The organism is Arsenophonus endosymbiont of Aphis craccivora, from assembly GCF_013460135.1.
Classification (GTDB): Bacteria; Pseudomonadota; Gammaproteobacteria; order Enterobacterales; family Enterobacteriaceae; genus Arsenophonus; species Arsenophonus nilaparvatae.
Genome location: NZ_CP038155.1, coordinates 671,458 through 692,817 on the forward strand (window position 1 = coordinate 671,458; position 21,360 = coordinate 692,817).

A 21,360-nucleotide genomic window follows, 5' to 3' on the forward strand; every position below is an offset into this window, starting at 1 on the left:
TTATTATCAATAGCGTCTATAAACATTGCTTAGTCATTTCACGTGATTTTTTAACGTCATCAGGACTGGTATTACCGGTTGCTTTATCGATGATAGAGCTATAAATATGAGGAATAATTTTCTTTACACCAGCATTTAATGCAATTTTGAGAATTTCGGTGTAATTGTTTAAGTCGATACCGCCAGTTGGTTCAAGATAAAAATCAAAGCTAGCACAATCTTCTGCAACAACTTGATATTATTCGCGATATTTTAACCCTTCCATATTAAAAAATTTTACAGACCTTGCGCCCATATCTTTTAACATTGCACTTGCCGTTTCAACAGGAACAATGGCGTCTGGATAATTTGAACTTAGCGGCCCGGTAGAAATTTTTACTTTAACCACTTCACCAGTTGGCGAAATAAGCGCATTAACAATAGTCTGATCTTGCCCTAATAATGCACGACTGGTTGCGGCACCAGTAAATACCTGGTTTACATGTTGCGGCTGAATGACTTTAGCAATCTGCGAAACCATATTAGATTGATTAGGATCGCCTGTACCTAAACCGACAGACAGTGCATTATCAATTTCATCAGCATATTTAGCCATATCGTCAATAGCACTATTTAAGTCAGCATAGTTTTTTGACAGCACGCCAACCACGACATAAGTTTCAGCGGCTTGATAAATCTCTTTAGCATTTTGGTGAGAGCCTGCCAGAACATTCAGACAAACACGATCATGATAGAAATTAGGGGTTAATTGTTTTTCCATTATTTGACTCCAGTAACAACTTGGCGTATGCGTGATACAATTGTTTTCAGTTGTTCGTTAGTAACACTGCGGATATCAGCTTCAACTTTTCCTTCGTTGGCTTTATATTCGCGAAAATAGATAGCGGTATCGCCCTGTTTCAATTCTGCCATCATGGCATAAGTAGTTTTACCAATGGCTTTCTGATCGAAGCTGATTTCTGCCCGAGCAATATCACGGCCAGCGGCATCCCAAACGATTTGGGCTTTGACGCCTTTGATTTTGTTAAGATCATCGATAAACTAAGACATCCTCTCAACCATTTGTGTGCCGGTCTCTTTTTTGGCAGTTAGGTAGAGTTCAATCGCTAATGTTAGACCTAAAATACCCTCTTTACCGACTTTCATCGCACGACCAATGCCGCTACTTTGTTGTTTAACCCATTCAACGTATTGATGTTTGCCAATAACTAGTCCGCTAGTTGGGCCTTCAATCGCTTTCGCGCCACTGTAGATCACTAGATCAGCGCCATCTTGATAATAAGTCACTAAATCTTCTTCTGCAGCTGCATCGACTATTAAAGGGATTTGATGTTTTTTAGCAACCTGTGCCGCTTCTTTTACCGTTAGCATACTTTTTTGTACGCAGTGATGCGATTTAACATAAAGAATAGCTGCGGTTTGGTCAGTAATTTTGGCTGCACTACACTCATTAGCATAACCGGCTTCGACGATTTCACCGCCACCAAGTGTAACCATGGTGTAAACTGGTGCACCAAAATTAACGTTATGTCCTTTTGGCATGACAATTTCACGGGCTACAGGTTGAGGTGAAGTGTGAAGGTTATAAAGTAAATCAGCATTGTCTTTTACTATCACAGCAGCGACGGATTGCGCAATGCCGGCTGATGCGCAAGAAACAACCACTGCATTTTCTACCTTCAGTAGCTTGGCAATATACTGGCCGGTTTTATTTACCAGATCTTTAATTTCAAAGTAATAATTAAGTCCATAGCCGACACGCTCTGTAACTTCAGCTTTAGGCGTTGAAACGCCCAGCATTGTCATGCGCCCGGAGGCATTAATTACATTTTTGAGTTGATATGTTTCATAAATCGCTTGCATATTCAGACTCACTTTCTGTGGAAACAATTGCTTTGCCGCCAACAATGGCAACAACAGGCACACACTTATGGCTACCAAAGCGTACTTCACCTTCTGCATCAGAGAGTTCAGTACGCTCTTCTTTGAGATCAAAGATAGTGAAGTCTGTGTCCATACCGACATCCAGATAGCCTTTACCTTTTCAATGCAGTAGGTCGGCAGCTTTTTTAGTGACACAATCTATTATTTGTTGTATTGAGAATCCCATACAAAGAAATTTGGTCATCACGAAAGCCAGGCTATAAACTGGGCCATTGATACGGTTTTTATGGTAGATATCGGAACTGATGATATCGGGATAAGTACCAATACGCATAGCTTGTTCCGCGACTTTAAAGCTGAAACTTTCACCACCGTGCCCCACATCCAGGATCACCCCACGAGCAAGAGCTCGTTGAATCGATGGTTTTAAATTGCCGTTATCGTCCAGAATGCGATTAGGCTTACCATTAAAACAGTGGGTAATGATGTCGCCCTTGGTTAACAAATCTGCAATATCATCAAGATTAGGGGGATTGTTACCAATATGTACCATTAAGGGTAGCCCACTTTTTTTCTGCATTTCTTTTGCTTTGACAAGCGGGGTTATACCATTTTCACCAACCACGCTTTTACTCATGCGTGCTTTTATTCCAACAACAAACTCTGGATGATCAGCGATAGCTTTTTGTAAACTAGCTTCGTCAATTTGCTGCATGTCGGCTAATTCATTTTGGGCAATAATACCTGTTTTAGCAATATTAAGCAGTGAATAAACATTGGTTTTGACTTTACGTGTAATGGCAAAAAAGTGATCAATATCCTCAGCCCCAACACTGCCAGCATCTACTAGTGTGGTAACCCCGCAAGATGCGCCGGCTAGTTCAGGTTCATCGAAGTAAAGAGGCGATTCTGGATAGCAATGGGTATGGGCATCGATCCAACCAGCACTAATGTAAAGTTGGCATTTTAGGCAATCGTTTTAGTTGCTTGTTGTTCTTTGGCCGCATCTGGGCCAATGGCAACAATTTTGCTATCACGTACTAAGATATCAACGATCTGGCCGTTGATAAGTTTCCCTTGTTTGATAATGAGATCGTTCATAATAGCCTTCTTTATTTTCTTGCTAATTTAAGCGGCGATAGGGAAGAAATAGCTCAGAACCATCGCGCCGAGTATTGCTCCACCGGCAATCGGTTTTTTCCAAATATAAAAAAGTAGTGAACCAATAAGTGAGCCAATACCAATTGGAATCGAAGCTGCCATGGCGGCTAAGATGATCAATGGGCCTAAAAACCGACCAGAGGTATTACCTGCACCCATCATGACATCAGCACCGAAGGTCGAATTAGTTTGTCCAACGGTAAATTTGCGGGCGAAGATAATGATACAACCAATAACGATACCTAATACTAAGCCGGTCATCAGTGATGCCCAGAAATTGGTGACTAAAAAGTCCATACCACTAGCAAGTAATAGCGCCGGTACGCCTAAACCGAGCCCAGTTTGCAACGCGCCACCAATATCCAGGATCCCTACCAGTGAGCCTTCAATGATACGAGCAAATAGAAAACTAGCACCAAATGCAGCTACTGCACCAAAAACACCGGTATCGAGACCAGAACGTAGCATCGCCACGAAGGCAACTTCATTGAAAGCACCGAAGCCATAAACGACATACATATGGGTTCCGGCAAAGATGCCGGCGGACAGTAGTCCAACAAACAGAGGAAATGACCACTCTGCATACCAAAAGTCTTTTTTATTGATTTCCGTTGTCATCATTATTCTCCACTCATGATTTGGTGGATATGTGGCAGCCAGTTTGGTGCACCAAGATGGAAAGATTCGAGTATTTTGACATCAAATCCGCGGAAGAAGGCGCTGAGTACGAACAATAAAATCACTGCTGCCATCATAGTGCGGGTAATTTTTGTCCAGCCACTATCGTCGACCCCTTTACCAATTAAGATCCCAAGTACCAGACCTGGAATGGCATTGCCCATAATAAGTTGTGCACAACCAAACAGTGTTGCCCAGAAACCAGAACGGCGACCAGCATCCATGGCGGCTAGCCAGAAGATAACCGGCATGACGATTTCGACTAATAAATTTGCTGCTGGAACTAAGACATGAATTGCCGTAGTTTGTAGTGCAGATTGAACGGCAGAAGCGGTTGTGTTCAAAAAGGCAACTACCAAGGCACCGATAATGCCACAGGCAATGGCCATTTTCTTTGGGTTATGCATCGTTTCTGCGATATTGCGGTTTTTGATGATTAAAACGGCGGTACCCCAGTTGGGTATGATTCGGTGATCAACATCTTGGGTAAATGCACCAGCAGCAACGGATGATGCCCAAGCGTTGAAGAAAAAACCTAAGCCCAATGAAAAGTGAGAAGCAGGATCGCTTTCACAGGAATTTAATTCACCTAATGTACGGAAAGCCCCCATACCTTGGACAGTGGGTGCGTGAAACATACGCGCAGCACCTGCACCGAGGCCAAAACCACATAAGCCACCGATAATTAGGTATATGCCGAGTATTTCTAACAAAGACGTTGTCTCGCCCATGACATTTTCTCCAAATCAAGATACCGATTATTTAGCGGTAAATATGATTTCTTTAACATTTAGCAAGGTGATATCTAATGAGACATCTCACACAACAGAGAAATATTCACGCTTGCGGGGTAAGAATAAGAAAAGGAATCTTTCTGTTGTTGTTTTTACTTTAGCACTGATAACGGTGATGTATTTCGGTTCGATACGTAACAGAATGTTATCAGTGTTTTTTAGTACGGTACGTTGAATTGAACTTAGTGCATCAGCAAGTGCTTTTTGGCGGGAATTCCCTTGACTATTAACACGTACAGATGTTTCCATTTTCTGTTTCATCATGCATTGCCATATCTCTTATTGAATGCTTTAACTAAACGTTCGCCCAACTCCTCTTTGTCCATAAAACCAAATCCGAGGACAATACAGCCATCTGCAATCGCTGTTTCGCCTTCTTCAATAGAACGCATCCCATAACGTGCTTTATAACCATACTTAGTCTGTGCAGTAATGGCACAGGCACCGCCACTAACACAAAATGAGATCCCTAAGTCTGCATTATGCTCTTTCATTACGTCGCCTAACTTCATATCAGCAGCAACACCGGGAATGACGGTTGCTTTACCACCGGCAGTTTCAACACCGGCAGCTACTTTTTGTCCTTTGCCTAAACGGTCACCAATAACGACATGGATCTGTTTCATATTTAATTCTCCTATTATCTTTATGAGTTAGAACGTGCTACTTCAAAATGAACTGACAGCAGATAAGCCTCTTCGTAAGCTAAACCTGGCAAGGTATTAACAACTTTCTCGGCCAAGGCAATTGATTCAGGGGATATTTCCTCAAATAGTGAGACATCCACTTCAGGTAAAGACTCACCTGTTTTGGCTCTTTCTACCATTGCTTTAACGTGAGAACGTAGCATCTGTTGTTGAACATCAGTTGTATGGGCCCCTTTAGCTTTTAGCCAGCCATCAATAATAGAAATTAATTTATTGGTGACAGTCTCTACATCCAGGTTATCTTTTGCGACATTAAAAACAATTGAGGATTGACTCATAAACTTTCGCTATCCCATTTGGAAATTAATATAAAACTGGTTTTTTGCTATTGTTAATAACTTTAGTTCTTTCCAGTATGGTTTTGGAGAGGAAACATTTCCACTTTAAACTGGCAAATATCTGGAAAAATAAAGATAAAAATAGCGAATTAATTTTAATCAAACTGGAAGTTTAACTAAATCAAAGGCTAATTTTTTATTATTTATGTTGTTATTCAACGCGTTGGAATATTATTATTTTTGTTTTATATCAGTAGATTAGGCAATGTAAAGTTGATTAATTATTTGTTTATTTAGTGAGATCGTTAAGTGGAAATAGCCTACGGAATAATAATAGATTTCTGGAAATTTGGCTTGCCAGTTTAAAGTAAACTAAAAATAAGTGACTAGCAAAAAGATAAAAAAGTTACCTGTCTTATGATAATGATCACTAAAAATCACACTTTTATTTCCACTTTTCCACTTTTCCACTTTTCCACTTTTCCACTTTTCCACTTTTCCACTTTTCCACTTTTCCACTTTTCCACTTTTCCACTTTTCCACTATTAAGTGGAAATGATTAATTAATACGACTCAAACTATCTTTAGCAATAACCTGAAAAGCATTGAAATTTCTACTATTAATTAATCTTTTAGTGGCTTTTTCGTTGACGAAAGTTACAAATAACTCATAAATAGCGATAGCTTCTTCATAGTCAGCTTTACTAATCGCCAACAGAAAAATGACATTAGCAACTTCCTTGGTTTCTGCATTCCATTTGATCCATTGAGGTGAAATAATCGTAACCACCACTGTTTTATTCGCTAATAAACCTAATGCGTGAGGTAAGGCAATTCCTTCACCCAGTAGAGTAGAGACAATTGATTCTCGTTCGAGCAGTGATGGGTAAAAATCGCTAGTGACATAACCATCGGCTTGCAGTTTTTTACAGATTTTCTTAAAAAGTGCTTCTTGGCTAATTTTTTCATTAAGTATGATGAAATAACGTTCATCAAAGAATCGTTCAATAATATAAGGTTTGGTTTGGTTGATCATCGCTAAACGCCCGACTTGCTCCAGTTGATAGGGAGTAGGAAAGGGAGCGATTTTCACCACCGGTTTATTTTTTTCTGCTATCGAATGGTGGTGATGACAAAATCTTCATCGATGTTTTCTAAGGTTTCATATTCTTGTAACGACAGCGCACGATTAAATTTTAGTTGCGGAAATTCACGCATAATTTTGGTTTCTATCACACGTACTGTTGAGTTGCCTGAATCAGTAACGATTAAAACCTGTGTTGGCCGATGATGGCTGGTACCATAATTACATTCCAAACTTACCCCAATATGAACTGCAAGATAACCAAGTTCGTCTTCACTAATTGGGCAGGGTACTGGCACTGCGTAGGGCATCGAGGGTGACATCATAAGCAAAAGGATAATATTGTTTGATATCGTCAAGTAAAGGATTTGGTGTATTAATATTAAATTGTAAACGAGTTAATAACGTGGCGAGATGGGTTGTCAAATCACGTTTTAGTTTTTCATCATTACGTAAATAGTAATTATATGAGTCGTTTATATATTGCAAAATATGAGCAAGTAGTTTGGTATGTAAGCCCGTTTTTTGATTGGGCTGTTCGTTACCAATAATACGTTGTGCTGCAAGTTGCGTACATAAGTAAGCTTGTTCTGCTTTTGATAGTGCACCACCAAGAAAGTAAATCAGCCCGTTTGAAATTTCTTTGACCGCATTTCGAATAACAGGATCCATTTCATTATTGATAAAAGTGGTTAATTCACGGCCACGAGTAATACGTAAGATAGTGGTAGCACAATTGAAAATGAGATATTGGTGGCCTTCGTTAGTCAGTAGAATATCAAAACGGCTAAGACTATTTTGCAATACTTTATCAATATAGGTTAAATCAATATTATCAAGATAAGTCAGGCTAAATTTAGCGATATCTTTATTTATGTCCTGTGAGAAACGGTGCCATAATATTTCGGTAATACAAGTACGAATCGTCCATTCATTGCCACTTAATTTTATTCTTTGATGGGGGATACCTTCGATCTGGATGTCATGTTTATGCAAATATTCTCTAACGATACTCATGTCCTGTTGTATGGTACCGCGACTAATAAACCATTTTTCAGCGATATCATCTAACTTAACTGGTAATGGTAATGGTAATGGTAATGGTAATGGTAATGGTAATGGTAATGGTAGCATTAATAGCTTTAATAATAACGCATCAACCAGATCTCTGGCTGTTCGCTGAATATTTTCATCATCGGCTATTTTTTCCGTTTTGATGGTAGCAAAAAGAGCTTCGTTATTAATTTTTAAATGATAGCCATTACCACGCTCATAAACGATGCACGCATCATAGTCTTGCAAATATTCATTTAATTCGTTGATGTCTGAACGTATGGTGCGCGTTGAAACACCAAAACGTTTAGCAAGCTCACCTTGCGATACAATTTCGCTCTGAATATTAGTAAAAATCTGGTGGATACGTTGATTTGTAAAAACCGCCACGAGTAATACCTTTCAATTAATAAAATAGAAAAGTTGTCTGTGATTGAATATGATATCCTAGTTATAAATTTGATAAAAAGGCTATCACTGACATTCAAATAAATTATATCTATTAAAACAACTGTATTTATTCTATCACTTTTATTGGCTGTCGATCTTTTTATTAAATATTTTATTGAAAGTTATCAATTTTATATTTAGTTTAAATAAATCAATATGCCACGAAAATCTGTTTGGGCAGTTAATTTTACCTTTTGTTCATGCATGAAAAATGCACCATCACTACAGTGAATATAAGCTATCTTGTGATTGTTGTTTGCTAATTTTACTATTCCTGTAATGGAATATAGATAACTATTTTTTCCTTTCAGACTAAGCGTCATACTTTGTTCTGTTTTTAAATAAATATGACTAATCCAAGTTTGTTGGCGGATTTTTAAGCTATTTTCCGAACCATTTGGTGAAGCAAGTAATGTCAACGCATCATTATTAGCGAGTTTACGTTTTTGTGGCGGGTGGCAGAAATATTCAACGCAGGCATTTATCCATAGTTGTAATTGTATTAACGGTTTTTCGTGACTAACATTGTGTTCGCTATAACTTATATGAGGTATCTGAGATAAAAGTAAACACTCATTTTCAGATTGATGAATGCGATTTCCTTCGCTATCGTGGAATTCAGCGTCGCCTTGTAAAACAAGATTAATGATATCGATATTGGGATAGGTTTTGGCCTGACAAGCGGCTTTTGGCGCAATAGTTTCTCGATTTAATACTCGCAAAGCGCCTTAATGGGTAAAATCAGGATTAAAATAGTGGCCAAAAGAGAAGGTATATTGTACTTGTAGCCAAACAAAATCAGCATGACCACACTGTTTTTGTATTCTAGGAATTATCATAGTAATTTTACCGTTCAGATAATTTATGATTAAAAATAATAATTAACTAGACGTAAAATTGTTAGCTAGTTAATCTGAGTTAAACATTCAAATTTCTTGATTGAGATCCTTTATGAGTAAAGAGCGGGCACTAATATTAGATGCATTACGCGTAATGAATGCCATTGATCGACGCGGAAGTTTTGCAGCCGCAGCTGATGAATTGGGTAAAGTTCCTTCTGCATTAAGTGATACGATGCAAAAATTAGAAGAAGAGCTTGATGTGGTGCTTTTTGATCGCTCTGGCCATCGAACACGTTTTACTGACGTTGGTCGGATGTTGTTGGAACGAGGGCGGCTATTGTTAGAAGCAGCAGATAAACTTGTTGTTGATGCTGAAGCATTGGCGCGCGGTTGGGAACCTTATCTTACCATCGTTTGTGAAGTATTGATCCCCGTCTCAACGCTTTTTCCTTTAGTTGATAAATTGGCACAAAAATCTGAAACTCAACTCTCTTTATTGACTGAAGTATTAGCGGGTGCATGGTAGTGTTTAGAAACAGGTAAAGCAGATATTGTTATTGCGCCTGATTTGCATTTTCGCTCTTCACCTGAAATTAATAGTCGTCTACTTGGTACTATTAATAATGTTTATGTTGCCAGTCCAGAGCATCCTATTCATCAAGAGCCAGAGCCACTTTCCGACATGACTCGGATCAAATATCGTAGGATTGCCATTTCAGATACCGCTAAACAACGGCCAGTCTTAACGGTACAGTTGTTAGATAAACAGCAGAGATTAACAGTAAGTTCAATCGATGAAAAACGTCGCGCTTTATTAGCGGGCTTAGGTGTTGCAACCATGCCATATACGTTGGTTGAAAAATATATTAAAGCAGGACGATTAATGGTCGTAGGATCAGAGTATAGTCAAGAGACTAATATTATTATGGCCTGGCATCGTGGCAAAATTGGTGAAGCTAAATTTTGGTGCTTACGCCAGATCCCCCAATTGTTTAATAGTGATCACTATTCTTTTCAGTTATCGTAAAAATATTCGGTTAAATTTTACTTATGGGCGATGGTAAAATGATCGCCCAAGCTTTAACTATTACCATTTTTTATTTAACCAGTGATCAATACTAAATTTGCCTGGTCCGAGAATGGCTAATAGCATATAGCCGCCAGCAATAGAAAGATCTTTTAAAAACATTAATTGGTTATCGCCTTCGGCAAATTTGAAGTGAAAAATAAAAGCGGTTAATAGACTAAAAGCAACGGTAAAAATAGCTATGGTTCGGGTTAAAAAAACCAATAGTATGGCAATCACACCGCTAAACTCTAATATAATAGTCAATGGTAGTAAAAATGCATGGACCCCCATCGCATGCATATATTGCTGAGTTTCGATATAGCCGTTACAAAGCTTACCATATCCGGCAAAAATAAATAACAGTGGCATCAGAATACGCGCCACTAGGATAGTGATATTATCTATGTTTTTCATATTCATCTCTCTTAAAGCATCATATTTAAAGTAATAGTTTTTAATCTGTAGTGGGCAGTTTGACTGCTAGGCAAGAGTAGTTAATTGCTGTTTTATTTATAGTAAAGCCTACATTATTAAAAATACTAGCTAAGAAAATTCAATCTATTATGCAAAAAAATTGAATGAATTAATCGAGAATAGTTTTTGTCTAAAAGGAGTGAATTGTTATTATCAATTCGTAAATGGATTATGCTTTTTTGGCTATAAATGTTTGTATGGTTTTTGATATCCCCCAAACACCGATAGCTCGTCGACTGAGTCGATAAAGTTTTTTAGGATGACGGATATTATAGAGTGCAATTAAGGAGAAACTAGCAATGAGCAGTGGTTTGAAAACTAACATTTTTTGCCAGGTACGATCATAAGATGCAGTAATTGTTAACCAAGGTTCAGACGTAGCTGATAACGCATTACGCTGCTGCTGAACCTTGGTTAACAATTACTGCTTTTTTAATACCAGTTGTTTACGTTTACTCAGTTTCATCTTCATTCTGTTTTAACTGTTTGATATCCTGTTTTAATTGTTCACGGGTTGCCGCTAATAGAATCTTGCTAAGGGCTATTTTTAATGTCCAGCAAGTACCTAATAACGCTAGGATAAGTCAAACAGCGGTTGTAATCGCAACGACTTGTATACTATAGGCTGGATCAACCATGAGAAAAATTAATACCAGCAAACTCATAAGGCCAAATGCGATCAATAGTAATATGGTGTCGGCTAATAAAATCAGTTGGACAAAGGTCTGCTTTTCTTGTTCGAGTTCGACGGCAACAAGTTGCAACCTTGTCTCAACCATATTAATAAGAATAGAACCTATCCGTTGTAAGGTGCTTAGCAAGCCTTTAGCCGGTCCATCTGGATGTTGATTTTCTCGCATATTAACGTTTAGCCAGTAAAATGCCTAATACCAGCCAGACAGCGGCACCAACACCTGTCCATGGATTTTAATGTACATAATCATCAGCACGGCCAGCAACTTCCTTAGTTTGATGAATAATTTTACCGCTTAGATCACTCAGTTTTTGGCGAGAATCATCTAACGCTTTTTCTGCTTTACGGCGAATTTTGTAAATTTCTGCTTTGGATTTATTTTCTGTATTGTGCAAAACTTCTTCCAAAGAATCCGCTAATGATTTTAATTCTGTACGCAGGTTTTCGTTATTTTTCATAATGTTAACCTCTCTCAATAAATAATGTTAATTTTTATCACTCTTATTCTTTGAGAATAGTAAAAGAACCAATAAAATCAATCTATATCTCATTTAAGGTAATTTAAAATTTGTTATATTGAAATATAAAAATAATTATACTGGTATGAAAATTTGATAAATGGTTTGACCGAAAGCTATGCTGTTACCAGGAAAGTAGGCAACAGCATAAGTTAGCTTGGATTTAGGGATTACGGCGCTTAAATTTTTTCTTTAGTACTACGGCTATACTGCCTATTAGGCCAATAAAAAGCAAAACAAGCGGGATCAGCATCACAATACTCATGATTTGGTGTTCGTAGTATTGAAAGAGTGGGCTTTTACCGAATACATAACCAATAGTAGTTAAAATCAATACCCAAAGTAATCCACTAAGCCAATTAAAAAACTGGAAGCGTTTATCAGGTAAACCGGATAGGCCGGCGATGGTAGGTAGGATGGTCCTGATAAAAGCAAGAAAGCGGCCAATAAGCAGCGCTGCCAAGCCATGGCGATAAAACAGGCCATAAGCACTTTGGTGATAATGTTCAGGGAAATGAGAAAGCCAGCTTTGCACAATTTTATTATTTCCTAGCCATTTACCCTGAAGATAGCCTACCCAGCAACCCAAACTGGCACCTGCGGTTAAGATAATAACTGTCAATGGATAATTGATAGTGTCTTTAGCTATTAGGACGCCTACTAGAATGAGTAAACTGTCACCGGGTAAAAAAGCGGCAGGTAATATTCCATTTTCCAAAAATAATATTATAAATAATATAATGTAGATAGCCCATACTAATGAAGGATTCATTAGCATATTGTAATCTTGATGCCAGAGTGCAAAAAAAAGTTCTTTAACTAATTCCATCAAGAGTTTCCTAAATACCGTGATCTTTAAACCTAATTGGTAGTTATTACCTATTATCCCTTATTAGAGATAATGTGAACCTAGTTAAAAGGGTTGTAGCATAAGCCTAAATATTAAATTCAGATATAAGCATAATATATTAGACTAGTGTAATACTCTAACAAAATCATAAATAACTAAATAGCAAATTTTTCGTTGCAATTGACTCTCTATGTAATATTTTATTTTTTTACAATTCATGAAGTACATTTACCTATATCTTGTATTTTGCTAGCAGATCTTTTATTGTAATAGCTAGTAAAGGGGAGTAACTTCTTTAGCCGGTCTATCGTCATTACGGTGTTATGCACCCGGTAACCGGGCATCACAGGTGGATATCAAAGTAGCTTTTGTGTTGTAAGTGAGACCTTGCCAGCGGGCAAGGTTTACTTATAATTTAAATTAGTGGAATAGAAACCTATGAAGACTAAAATGGATTATAACGGCTGAGCCTTCTGTAGGAATCGGCCGTTTTTCGTTTCTAGGAGCTAAAATGCATTCTGTTGGTACTCCCGTATTATGGGCAATCTTTACTGTTGTTATTGCGATTATGTTACTTATTGATATTTCTTTACAGGGTAAGCATCCGGGAAGAGAAATAACAGTAAGACAGGCTGTTGTATGGAGTTTTATTTGGATTAGTTTGGCATTATTGTTTGCCTTAGGTTTATGGTTTTATTTTAAACAGACAACTAGCCTAACGATTGCTAATCGCCAAACAATGGCTTTTTTGACCGGTTATTTACTGGAAAAAGCGTTAGCTGTTGATAATGTATTTGTTTGGTTAATGTTATTTAATTATTTTTCAATCCCAGTCAATTTACAGCGCCGAGTTCTTATCTATGGTGTCTTGGGTGCGATAGTATTGCGTACTATCATGATCTTTACAGGTAGTTGGCTAGTCTCTCAGTTTCACTGGGTTTTGTATCTCTTTGGCATTTTTCTATTATTTACTGGTATAAAAATGTTTTTTGTTAAAGAAAATGATCAATCGATTGATAAAAAACCACTAGTAAAATGGGTCGGTTCTCATTTACGCATGACAGATACTTTACATGGCGAGCGTTTTTTTATTTGTCAACAAGGTATTTTATTTGCTACTCCGTTGATTATTATATTAATTTTAGTTGAGATTAGTGACATTATTTTCGCCGTCGATAGCATTCCTGCCATTTTTGCAGTAACCACGGATCCTTTTATTGTCTTGATTTCAAATCTATTTGCGATTTTAGGTTTGCGAGCGATGTATTTTGTTTTATCAGGTATTGCTGAAAAATTCTCTATGCTAAAGTACGGGCTATCTATTATCTTAATTTTCATTGGTATAAAAATGTTATTAATGGATATTTTTCATATTCCAACCGCTGTATCCCTAAGTATTGTTGCGGGGATTTTAACATTAACGATGTTCATTAATCATATTGTTAATAAATGCAAAAAAATCATTTAATTACTAAATAAATATATTTAAATATTATATGGAAGTGGATTGAAAAAGCACCTGTGGTCAAAGTCAGGAAACCCGTTAGTCGGCGGATCCGCTGGTTAACACAAGATGAGGCATCTACATTGATTAAATGTATGCCTGAAAGTTTTCGACACATCGTCATCTTCGCGCTGGCCACAGGGCTACGCCGCTCAAATATCATCGATCTTGAGTGGTCACAAGTGGACATGCAACGGAAGGTTGCCTGGATATACCCGGAAAATGCCAAAGCCGGAAGAGCGATAGGCGTTGCACTCAATGATACTGCTTGTAAGGTTTTGAGAGACCAGATAGGCCGCCACAACCGTTATGTCTTTGTCCATACTAAAGCGAAACATACAGCAGGAGGAGGAAAAACACCCGAAGTCAGGAAACTGCGCGTAGATGATAATTCAGCGTGGAAGACCGGCCTAAAGCGCTCAGGTATAAAAGATTTCAGATTTCATGATCTACGTCACACATGGGCAAGCTGGTTAGTACAGGCAGGCGTACCCTTGTCCGCTTTACAAGAAATGGGTGGCTGGGAATCTATCGAAATGGTACGTCGTTACGCACACCTTTCGCCCAGCCACCTGACTGAGCATGCCAAGAAAATTGACGAGGCGTTGGCAAACGATGTCACTAATCTGGCACTTTTAAATAATTCCTAAGAGACAAAGCCACGTAACCTATTGATTTTATTGGTGCGCCCTGTAGGATTCGAACCTACGACCTACGGCTTAGAAGGCCGTTGCTCTATCCAGCTGAGCTAAGGGCGCTTAGAAAAACGCTTATTCAATAATAAAATAATGTCGTTGGATTATACGGTTGCTGAGCACTGAGTCAACGTCTTTTCAATGACAAATTATCTATCTGCTCATTTTCTGACTACTAATAAAACTGACAGCATCGCTTTCTTCTGACAAAATAGCAGTATCACAATGTTTTTATGGATTAATGAAATAAATGTCAGCAAAAATTATTGACGGAAAAATGATTTCCGAAACAATCAAACAGGAAATTGCCGAAAAAGTTAAATTGAGACTTTCACTAGGCAAGCGAGCTCCCGGACTTGCAGTCATTTTAGTAGGTAATGATCCGGCTTCACAGATCTACGTAAACAGTAAACGTCGTACTTGTGAAGCAGTTGGTTTTGTTTCTCGCTCATATGATTTAGCGGAAAAAACCACTGAGTCTGAACTTTTACAATTAATTGATCAACTTAATAATGACAAGGCAATTGATGGCATCCTGGTTCAATTACCACTGCCCAGAACTATTGACTATATCAAGATACTAGCGCATATACATCCAGAAAAAGATGTTGACGGTTTTCATCCTTATAACATAGGCCGTCTTTGCCAACGAGCCCCAAGACTACGCCCTTGTACACCTCGCGGCATTATTACCTTACTTGAGCGCTACCAAATTAATCTACTTGGTTTAAATGCAGTTATTGTTGGTGCTTCAAATATCGTAGGTCTCCCAATGAGCCTGGAATTGTTACTTGCTGGTTGTACAACTACTGTCACCCACCGCTTTACTACTAATTTACGTCAACATATAGAGCAGGCTGATTTATTAGTTGTCGCTGTTGGTAAACCAAATTTTATTCCCGGTGAATGGATAAAACCTGGTGCCATTATTATGGATGTGGGAATTAATCGGCTTGAAAATGGCACAGTTACTGGCGATGTCTGCTATCAAGAAGCACAACAACGCGCTAGCTGGATCACTCCTGTGCCTGGTGGCGTTGGCCAAATGACAGTGGCAACACTTATGCAAAATACCTTACAAGCTTGTGAAGAATATCATGATATTCAAAATACTAACCAGTAGGCGATAAAATGGAAACCTTTCATCTAAATGGGCAGCCTTATATTCAATTATGTGATTTATTGAAATTGCAAGGTTGGGTGGATAGGCGGCGCCGCAGCCAAAGCACTTATCGCCCAAGGTGATGTAAAAGTTGATGGTGAAATTGAAACCAGTAAACGCTGTAAAATTAACAAAAATAATATTGTCACTTTAATTAATAACAGCGTAATAGTTAAAGAGTAATCATCAATTATAAAAAAATATTTAACAATGCCACTTATAACGGGGGCTAAGCTTCTGCTTAATTTTTACTCATTTTTAAGTAATGATTTATAGCTTTTAAAGCTAATGAGTGAATATTTCATAATATTATTCTTATCAGGTAACAATAGTAAAATTTTCTTCTGTCTCTGGAGCAGAAATTATTCTGGCTAACTTTCTAATATTTTAAAGGTACAAGAACATCTTATATTTTGACATTGATAATAAGATTACTTAGTTTTGTTAGTTCAGTAACGGCTCGTTCTAGTATGAGCGGTATTTTTACAAACAGGGCAACAAATCATATACACCTCCTAAAACTTAAGATTGAGTAATTTATATAGAGGTAAAATGATCTGTTTTCGTTATAAATCTCTACCTTGTACTTCAGTACTAGCGCTATTTAAATCAATATCCATTGAAAATGGAACATCAACTCGTTATACCAAGGTTAGATAGCAACAACCATCTATTTTTTGTTATTTTTTGTTGATTATTTGATATTTAAATATATTTACCACTACCTACATCACCACTCGCTTTTCTTTTTTAAGCCGCAACGCGTCGTTTTATCCTTTTTGTTGTGTGGTTGACGACAGATTTTTGTAACGTTAAAAATTTGTTTTTTTATTGTTAGATTAAAGATTCCTATAAAGATAAGGAGATTAACTTAAATCATGGACATACTAAGAGACAGAGTTATTACTAGTTGTTGGACGCTAGCTGATGCACTTAAGGTTCATTTCGATGATCCAACAACAACGCAACCCAAGGTCAATATTGACTTCCCCGTTATGAGTGAAAAGTTGTTTATCTGGGATACCATGCCATTACGAGATCTTGAAGGCAATATTGTATCAGTGGATGGTTGGTCGATTATTTTTACTCTCACGGCAGTGAAACAACCCGACCGATTTAAAGACAAAAATGGTAATTACGATATTGTTAAAGACTGGAATGATCGACATGGCCGAGCCCGCATGTGCTTTTGGTACGCCAGAAATAGTAAGAGTTGGCAATACGGTGGCCGAGTAATGAATGATGGCGTATCACCAACAGAACGTGAGTGAGCCGGTACTCCTATTTTACTAAATGATAACGGTGACATTGATCTTTATTATACCTGTGTTACACCTGGCGCTACTATCGCTAAAGTTAGTGGTAAAGTGCAAACTGACAATAATAGTGTAAAACTAAGTGGCTTTGACAAGGTTATCCCACTTTTCTCTGCCGATGGCGTTTATTATCAGACAGAAGAACAGAATGAGTATTGGAATTTCCGCGATCCTTACCCTTTCATTGATCCCAATGATGGCAATCTTTATATGGTCTTTGAGGGTAATGTTGCCGGTGATAGAGGCTCTCATATTATTTCTAGCGCGGATATGGGCGATGTGCCGCCAGGTTTTGAGGATGTGGGCGGCGCTAAGTATAAAGTTGGTTGTATTGGTTTTGCAGTGGCAAGATACAGCACGGGAAATAATTGGGAAATACTTCCTCCATTGCTCACCGCCGTAGGTGTAAATGATCAAACAGAGCGTCCACATTTTGTATTTAAAGATGGTAAATATTATCTTTTTACCATTAGTCATCAATACACTTATGCCGATGGTTTGAAAGGCCCAGATGGTGTTTATGGTTTTGTCAGCGATTCATTATTCGGCCCTTATACACCACTTAACGGTTCTGGTTTAGTGTTAAGCAACCCATCTTCCCAACCGTTTCAGGCTTACTCACATTCTGTTATGCCTAACGGTCTTGTCACTTCATTCATCTATAACGTTCCTGGTCGTGGTGACAAGTTTCGTATCGGTGGCACCGAAGCACCGACTGTGCAAATTAAAATTGTTGGTAATAGAACTTTTGTCGTCAAACAGTTTGATTACGGCTTTATTCCACCGCTAAAAAACATAGTTGTCAGATAAATAAATTATCTTGATATAATGAAAAGTAAAAAATACGCTTGATTATTCAATTCAAATGTCAATCAATATTCTGAGTGACACCTATATAAACTAAAAGAATATTAGCAATTATGAAGAAAATATTTTTGTATGTGATTCTAATATTCCTTTATAAAATCGGTTTCTGTTATGCATTAACAAATAGTAATAAAGGTAATAATATGAAAGATACAGTACAATTAGTTACTATTGAAGAAGACGATCATAATATATTACTCAAGTCAGCAACATCTGTAGTATTCCCGCTAAATAGCAAGCAAAAAAAATTTATTTCTACTTTGCAAAAATTTTTCCATAATTTAAAAAGTCCTTTAGGAAAACCAGCCGGTTTAGCAACACCTCAAATTGGTTATCCATGGCTTTGTTGAATAAATCGAACTTTTAGGTGATTGGCGGAGCTGATCGCTAAATTCGTTTCAACATCAGGTCCCCATGGCAAAGCAAAAGTTTAAAATTACCAACTGGCCCGCGTACAACAAGGCACTCAGACAACGCGGTTCCCTGACGGTCTGGCTTGATGAGTCGGCCATCGCTGGATGGACTGACTGTTCTTCGCCTGAAGGTCGTGGCCGGCCGCTTTACTACAGCGATATGGCTGTTACCACTGTCCTGATGATGAAGCGTGTGTTTAACCTGTCGCTCCGGGCATTACAGGGCTTCGTTGATTCGATTTTTAAACTCATGTCTTTGCCGCTGTGCTGTCCGGACTACTCGCTGGTCAGCAGACGAGCAAAGAGCGTCAACATCAGCATAAAAACGCCAACGCGTGGTGAAATCTCGCATCTGGTCATCGACAGTACCGGTCTGAAGGTCTTTGGCGAAGGTGAATGGAAAGTCAGGCAGCATGGGGCTGACAGACGAAGAGTGTGGCGCAAGCTTCATCTGGCAGCAGACAGTGTGACTCATGAGATTATCTGTGCCGACTTATCGCTCAGCGGAACGACAGATGCGCAGGCACTGCCGGGCCTGATTAACCAAACCCACCGGAAAATCACGGAAGTGTCAGCAGACGGTGCTTATGACGCCTGTTACTGCCACGATGCGTTGCTAAGAAAGAAAATCAGGCCCCTTATCCCGCCGCGAAGCGGAGCGAAATACTGGCCGGACAAGTACCATGAACGTAACCATGCGGTGGCGAATCAGCGTCTGAGCAGGAGTAATGATATGTGGAAAAAGAAAGTGGGTTATCACCGGCGTTCAGTGGCAGAAACAGCGATGTTCCGCATAAAAACTTTGCTGGGTGGCCATCTGAGCCTGCGTGACTATGAGGCTCAGGTAGGTGAAGCAATGGCGATGGTCAAAGCGCTGAACCGTATGACGTTGTTGGGTATGCCACACAGCGTCAGGATCGGATAACAGCTGTAGCAGAGGGAGCCATCCTGGCGGCTAATTCTGATTTATTCAACAAAGCCGTTATCCATTTAAAATCGTAATTATTCAGATACCTCCAGAGGCAACGTAAATATGTTTATGATACTTTATCACCGACGATACTAATAAATCCGGTTTATACCACTATATTAAATGCCGGTCAAATTAAAGATTGGGAAGGTTGTTTTTCAGTACCAAATAAGATCGGCGAAGTTTATCGCTATAATGAAATACATTATGAGGCTTATACACTAGAAGATAAGAAAATAAGTGTTCACGCAAAAGGATTTTTGGATAGGCTTATTCAGCATGAAATAGATCATTTAAATGGTAAATTATATATTGATTATTTATGTAATGATTGCCGATTTGTTTCAACCTCCGACGGGCTTTGTTGAATAAATCGAACTTTTAGGTGATTGTCGGATCTGATCGCTAAATTCGTTTCAACATCAGGTCCCCATGGCAAAGCAAAAGTTTAAAATTACCAACTGGCCCGCGTACAACAAGGCACTCAGACAACGCGGTTCCCTGACGGTCTGGCTTGATGAGTCGGCCATCGCTGGATGGACTGACAGTTCTTCGCCTGAAGGTCGTGGCCGGCCGCTTTACTACAGCGATATGGCTGTTACCACTGTCCTGATGATGAAGCGTGTGTTTAACCTGTCGCTACGGGCATTACAGGGCTTCGTTGATTCGATTTTTAAACTCATGTCTTTGCCGCTGTGCTGTCCGGACTACTCGCTGGTCAGCAGACGAGCAAAGAGCGTCAACATCAGCATAAAAACGCCAACGCGTGGTGAAATCTCGCATCTGGTCATCGACAGTACCGGTCTGAAGGTCTTTGGCGAAGGTGAATGGAAAGTCAGGCAGCATGGGGCTGACAGACGAAGAGTGTGGCGCAAGCTTCATCTGGCAGCAGACAGTGTGACTCATGAGATTATCTGTGCCGACTTATCGCTCAGCGGAACGACAGATGCGCAGGCACTGCCGGGCCTTATTAACCAAACCCACCGGAAAATCAGGGAAGTGTCAGCAGACGGTGCTTATGACGCCTGTTACTGCCACGACGCGTTGCTAAGAAAGAAAATCAGGCCCCTTATCCCGCCGCGAAGCGGAGCGAAATACTGGCCGGACAAGTACCATGAACGTAACCATGCGGTGGCGAATCAGCGTCTGAGCAGGAGTAATGATATGTGGAAAAAGAAAGTGGGTTATCACCGGCGTTCAGTGGCAGAAACAGCGATGTTCCGCATAAAAACTTTACTGGGTAGCCATCTGAGCCTGCGTGACTATGAGGCTCAGGTAGGTGAAGCAATGGCGATGGTCAAAGCGCTGAACCTTATGACGTTGTTGGGTATGCCACACAGCGTCAGGATCGGATAACAGGTGTAGCAGAGGGAGCCATCCTGTCGGCTAATTCTGATTTATTCAACAAAGCCCCTCCGACGCTTTAAACATAATGAAAATAGAAAAATAAAGGTAATGTCGTATTAACAGGAAAAGCTTTGGCAAAACATGAGGCTATTTAGAAATAATTCACGCTCAATCAAATTCACTTATTAATGAAAACATGACGAATTATCAAAGCAATATTTGTTTTTAACACATTAATAATAAATTAAGCTTATAAGTTACCAAACTTAAAGAATCTCTTAAGTACCAGTGTAAATAAATTAGAATCGATACCAACTGGAATATGGGCTGATCATTCACTTGCTGCTTTACTGGATATTCAACAAACAGCCTTACGATCACAAACGAGTGTATTAATCACATAATAATATCATTAGGTAAAGAGGAGCCTATATGGATTAATAATAGAGAAATATAGTTGGCAAAACTGCCGGCTTGTAAAATTACTGGTACAGCCGGCGCTGGCGATCTCATGGTGGCTGAATTGATTTATAGTTCACTGACGAAATAA

General features: G+C 38.9%; 21 protein-coding genes, 1 tRNA gene and 9 pseudogenes. 10 read left to right on the forward strand and 21 right to left on the reverse strand.

Annotation, left to right across the window (positions count from 1 at the left end; genetic code table 11):
* Window positions 1-16: 16 nt before the first annotated feature.
* From dagF to E3U36_RS03700, 13 genes and pseudogenes are all read right to left on the reverse strand, one after another.
* Window positions 17-760, reverse strand: a pseudogene (gene dagF / locus E3U36_RS03655) (2-dehydro-3-deoxy-phosphogluconate aldolase).
* Window positions 760-1,863 (reverse strand): annotated as a pseudogene (locus E3U36_RS03660) (DgaE family pyridoxal phosphate-dependent ammonia lyase). The pseudogenes dagF and E3U36_RS03660 overlap by 1 nt, the downstream one beginning before the upstream one ends.
* Window positions 1,847-2,985 (reverse strand): annotated as a pseudogene (locus E3U36_RS03665) (amidohydrolase/deacetylase family metallohydrolase). The pseudogenes E3U36_RS03660 and E3U36_RS03665 overlap by 17 nt, the downstream one beginning before the upstream one ends.
* A gap of 27 nt (window positions 2,986-3,012) precedes the next feature.
* Entirely contained in the window at window positions 3,013-3,663 is a 651-nt protein-coding gene (locus tag E3U36_RS03670) for a DUF4310 family protein (protein WP_180817517.1), read from the reverse strand.
* A 2-nt stretch (window positions 3,664-3,665) separates the two neighbouring features.
* On the reverse strand, window positions 3,666-4,454 hold the full coding sequence (locus E3U36_RS03675; RefSeq protein ID WP_180817140.1) for a DUF4311 domain-containing protein: 789 nt from the start codon (window positions 4,452-4,454) through the stop codon (window positions 3,666-3,668).
* 87 nt (window positions 4,455-4,541) lie between these two features.
* Window positions 4,542-4,781, reverse strand: a complete 240-nt coding sequence (locus E3U36_RS03680; protein ID WP_238337503.1) for a DUF4312 family protein — start codon at window positions 4,779-4,781, stop codon at window positions 4,542-4,544.
* The gene (locus tag E3U36_RS03685; protein WP_180817142.1) at window positions 4,778-5,143 is read right to left on the reverse strand and encodes an SFCGS family glycine-rich protein; all 366 of its coding nucleotides are present in this window, start codon (window positions 5,141-5,143) and stop codon (window positions 4,778-4,780) included. The genes E3U36_RS03680 and E3U36_RS03685 overlap by 4 nt, the downstream gene beginning before the upstream one ends.
* A gap of 20 nt (window positions 5,144-5,163) precedes the next feature.
* Window positions 5,164-5,502, reverse strand: coding sequence for a transcriptional antiterminator (locus E3U36_RS03690; protein WP_180817143.1), 339 nt, complete (start codon window positions 5,500-5,502; stop codon window positions 5,164-5,166).
* Between the two features lie 372 nt (window positions 5,503-5,874).
* Window positions 5,875-6,045, reverse strand: coding sequence for a hypothetical protein (locus E3U36_RS12485; RefSeq protein WP_238337504.1), 171 nt, complete (start codon window positions 6,043-6,045; stop codon window positions 5,875-5,877).
* Window positions 6,046-6,061: 16 nt separating this feature from the next.
* A complete protein-coding gene (locus E3U36_RS12490) occupies window positions 6,062-6,598 on the reverse strand; it encodes a PTS sugar transporter subunit IIA (RefSeq protein WP_238337505.1) in 537 nt (178 codons plus the stop codon).
* Between the two features lie 17 nt (window positions 6,599-6,615).
* A complete protein-coding gene (locus E3U36_RS12495; RefSeq protein WP_238337506.1) occupies window positions 6,616-6,897 on the reverse strand; it encodes a hypothetical protein in 282 nt (93 codons plus the stop codon).
* Window positions 6,863-8,029, reverse strand: coding sequence for a BglG family transcription antiterminator (locus tag E3U36_RS12500; RefSeq protein WP_238337507.1), 1,167 nt, complete (start codon window positions 8,027-8,029; stop codon window positions 6,863-6,865). Before E3U36_RS12500 ends, E3U36_RS12495 begins: the two co-directional genes overlap by 35 nt.
* A 197-nt stretch (window positions 8,030-8,226) precedes the next feature.
* Window positions 8,227-8,811: a pirin family protein gene (locus E3U36_RS03700; protein ID WP_238337508.1), complete on the reverse strand. Its 585-nt coding sequence runs from the start codon at window positions 8,809-8,811 to the stop codon at window positions 8,227-8,229.
* A 229-nt stretch (window positions 8,812-9,040) separates the two neighbouring features.
* Here E3U36_RS03700 and E3U36_RS03705 point away from each other — a divergent pair.
* Window positions 9,041-9,958, forward strand: a pseudogene (locus E3U36_RS03705) (LysR family transcriptional regulator).
* 60 nt (window positions 9,959-10,018) lie between these two features.
* Here E3U36_RS03705 and E3U36_RS03710 read toward each other — a convergent pair.
* From E3U36_RS03710 to E3U36_RS03730, 5 genes and pseudogenes are all read right to left on the reverse strand, one after another.
* Window positions 10,019-10,414, reverse strand: coding sequence for a DoxX family protein (locus E3U36_RS03710; protein ID WP_180817144.1), 396 nt, complete (start codon window positions 10,412-10,414; stop codon window positions 10,019-10,021).
* Between the two features lie 229 nt (window positions 10,415-10,643).
* Window positions 10,644-10,895 (reverse strand): YqjK-like family protein, encoded by a 252-nt coding sequence (locus E3U36_RS03715; RefSeq protein ID WP_180817145.1) that lies wholly within the window; start codon window positions 10,893-10,895, stop codon window positions 10,644-10,646.
* Window positions 10,896-11,058: 163 nt separating this feature from the next.
* The gene (locus E3U36_RS03720; protein ID WP_439647277.1) at window positions 11,059-11,334 is read right to left on the reverse strand and encodes a phage holin family protein; all 276 of its coding nucleotides are present in this window, start codon (window positions 11,332-11,334) and stop codon (window positions 11,059-11,061) included.
* A gap of 1 nt (window position 11,335) precedes the next feature.
* Window positions 11,336-11,626: pseudogene (locus tag E3U36_RS03725) on the reverse strand (ElaB/YgaM/YqjD family protein).
* A 223-nt stretch (window positions 11,627-11,849) separates the two neighbouring features.
* On the reverse strand, window positions 11,850-12,515 hold the full coding sequence (locus tag E3U36_RS03730) for a DedA family protein (RefSeq protein WP_180817518.1): 666 nt from the start codon (window positions 12,513-12,515) through the stop codon (window positions 11,850-11,852).
* A gap of 532 nt (window positions 12,516-13,047) precedes the next feature.
* On the opposite strand from E3U36_RS03730, the gene E3U36_RS03735 reads away from it, so the two are divergent.
* Both E3U36_RS03735 and E3U36_RS03740 read left to right on the forward strand, forming a co-directional pair.
* Window positions 13,048-14,004 carry a TerC family protein gene (locus tag E3U36_RS03735; protein ID WP_180817146.1) on the forward strand — a complete coding sequence of 319 codons (957 nt, stop codon included), beginning with the start codon at window positions 13,048-13,050 and terminating at the stop codon, window positions 14,002-14,004.
* A gap of 29 nt (window positions 14,005-14,033) precedes the next feature.
* Window positions 14,034-14,690 (forward strand): annotated as a pseudogene (locus E3U36_RS03740) (site-specific integrase); the annotation flags it as partial.
* A 31-nt stretch (window positions 14,691-14,721) separates the two neighbouring features.
* Here the strand turns inward: E3U36_RS03740 and E3U36_RS03745 are convergent.
* A tRNA-Arg gene (locus E3U36_RS03745) sits at window positions 14,722-14,798 on the reverse strand.
* 187 nt (window positions 14,799-14,985) lie between these two features.
* Between E3U36_RS03745 and folD the strand changes: the two genes are divergently transcribed.
* Both folD and E3U36_RS03755 read left to right on the forward strand, forming a co-directional pair.
* Complete coding sequence (gene folD / locus E3U36_RS03750) at window positions 14,986-15,858, forward strand: bifunctional methylenetetrahydrofolate dehydrogenase/methenyltetrahydrofolate cyclohydrolase FolD (RefSeq protein ID WP_180817147.1); 873 nt, start codon at window positions 14,986-14,988, stop codon at window positions 15,856-15,858.
* Window positions 15,859-15,866: 8 nt separating this feature from the next.
* Window positions 15,867-16,080, forward strand: a pseudogene (locus E3U36_RS03755) (RNA-binding S4 domain-containing protein).
* Window positions 16,081-16,215: 135 nt separating this feature from the next.
* Here the strand turns inward: E3U36_RS03755 and E3U36_RS13385 are convergent.
* Window positions 16,216-16,403, reverse strand: a pseudogene (locus tag E3U36_RS13385) (ogr/Delta-like zinc finger family protein).
* Between the two features lie 372 nt (window positions 16,404-16,775).
* Between E3U36_RS13385 and E3U36_RS03765 the strand changes: the two are divergent.
* The 4 genes and pseudogenes from E3U36_RS03765 (at window position 16,776) to E3U36_RS13165 (ending at window position 19,831) form a co-directional block, all read left to right on the forward strand.
* Window positions 16,776-18,023, forward strand: a pseudogene (locus E3U36_RS03765) (glycoside hydrolase family 68 protein).
* 200 nt (window positions 18,024-18,223) lie between these two features.
* Window positions 18,224-18,430 carry a hypothetical protein gene (locus tag E3U36_RS03770; RefSeq protein ID WP_180817148.1) on the forward strand — a complete coding sequence of 69 codons (207 nt, stop codon included), beginning with the start codon at window positions 18,224-18,226 and terminating at the stop codon, window positions 18,428-18,430.
* Window positions 18,431-18,494: 64 nt separating this feature from the next.
* On the forward strand, window positions 18,495-19,418 hold the full coding sequence (locus E3U36_RS03775; RefSeq protein WP_180817149.1) for an IS5 family transposase: 924 nt from the start codon (window positions 18,495-18,497) through the stop codon (window positions 19,416-19,418).
* A 161-nt stretch (window positions 19,419-19,579) separates the two neighbouring features.
* Entirely contained in the window at window positions 19,580-19,831 is a 252-nt protein-coding gene (locus E3U36_RS13165) for a peptide deformylase (protein WP_369412965.1), read from the forward strand.
* Here the strand turns inward: E3U36_RS13165 and E3U36_RS12915 are convergent.
* Entirely contained in the window at window positions 19,780-19,902 is a 123-nt protein-coding gene (locus E3U36_RS12915) for a hypothetical protein (RefSeq protein WP_255479089.1), read from the reverse strand. The genes E3U36_RS13165 and E3U36_RS12915 overlap by 52 nt on opposite strands.
* Between E3U36_RS12915 and E3U36_RS03785 the strand changes: the two genes are divergently transcribed.
* Window positions 19,896-20,819, forward strand: coding sequence for an IS5 family transposase (locus tag E3U36_RS03785; protein WP_180817150.1), 924 nt, complete (start codon window positions 19,896-19,898; stop codon window positions 20,817-20,819). The genes E3U36_RS12915 and E3U36_RS03785 overlap by 7 nt on opposite strands.
* The last annotated feature ends 541 nt before the right edge of the window (window positions 20,820-21,360 follow it).